The sequence below is a fragment of the Bacillus sp. V33-4 genome (genome assembly GCF_002860225.1).
In the GTDB taxonomy this organism is placed as follows: domain Bacteria; phylum Bacillota; class Bacilli; order Bacillales; family Cytobacillaceae; genus Bacillus_BJ; species Bacillus_BJ canaveralius.
Genome location: NZ_PGVC01000057.1, coordinates 1 through 1209, shown reverse-complemented (window position 1 = coordinate 1209; position 1209 = coordinate 1). Strand labels below are relative to the sequence as shown.

Annotated in this window: 1 protein-coding gene; it reads left to right on the top strand. The window is 42.9% G+C overall.

Annotated features, from left to right (window positions below):
- Positions 1-58: 58 nt before the first annotated feature.
- Positions 59-1209, top strand: a 1151-nt coding sequence (gene ltrA, locus CVD23_RS18625; protein ID WP_101666817.1) for a group II intron reverse transcriptase/maturase, incomplete at its 3' end; no start/stop codon positions are given.

Sequence of the window (1209 nt, the reverse complement as noted above, 5' to 3'; positions counted from 1 at the left end):
AACGTTGTCTAGGGAAGGAGCCCTGCTTCGTTCACAAGTTTAAAGGAGGTAAGAGTGAGTGAATGCTGGAAAACTGGCTAACTACACCGATGTAAAAGCTCGAGAACTCTGGAAAACTTTATATCTTTGCGCCAAGGAAAACCCTACTAGGCGATTTCATGCGTTGTATGATAAGGTCTATCGACCTGATATCCTTGCGGAAGCATGGAAAAGAGTCAAGAGTAAGAAAGGAAGCGGCGGAATTGATGGGCAAACCATAGAAAAGATTGTCCATGAATACGGGGAAAGAGAGTTCTTAAATGAACTATATCTGGAACTAAAAGAGAAACGTTTCCGACCCCAGCCTGTTCGAAGAACATATATCCCTAAAGCGAATGGGAAACAAAGACCATTAGGAATCCCCACGATCAAGGACAGAGTGGCACAAATGGCAATGAAAATGGTCATTGAACCGATCTTTGAGGCAGATTTTCAAGACTGTTCGTACGGATTCAGACCAAAACGAAATGCACATCAGGCGATTGCGAAAATCAGAAAGGCAAGCAGGAAGTCCTTCTGGGTAGTAGATGTGGACATTCAAGGTTACTTCGACAATATCAATCAAGAAAAGCTGATGAAACTCATCGAGATGAGAATTAGCGACAGGAGAGTATTAAAGCTCATCCGCAAATGGTTGAAGGCAGGTGTCATGGAAGATGGCCATTTCCGTGACTCCGACACAGGAGTGCCGCAAGGAGGCGTCATTTCTCCGCTGTTATCAAACATCTACCTGAATGTACTGGATTCACTCTGGTTAAAGAAGTTCTCCCATCTGGGAGAACTCATACGCTATGCCGATGATTTCGTGATTATGTGCCACTCAAAGAAACAGGCACTGGAAAGCATTCAAGTGCTAAAAGGGATGATGACGAAACTTGATCTATCTCTGAGTATTGAAAAGTCCAGGCTTGTGAATATATGGGATGATTCTGATGGTTTTGATTTCCTGGGGCTACATCACAGAAAGTTTCCAGTCCTGAACAAGGGTGGTTCGAAAATCTATGTCATGTCGCACATTCCAACCAAGAAGGCAATGAAAAAGATGAGAAGCAACATCAAAGAGTACACGGAGAAAAGGAACAAGTTATATCTGGATATGGATGAACTTGTGAAAGGCCTTAACCGTAGACTACAAGGATTCAAGAATTATTATCTCATCTCGCCAATTGC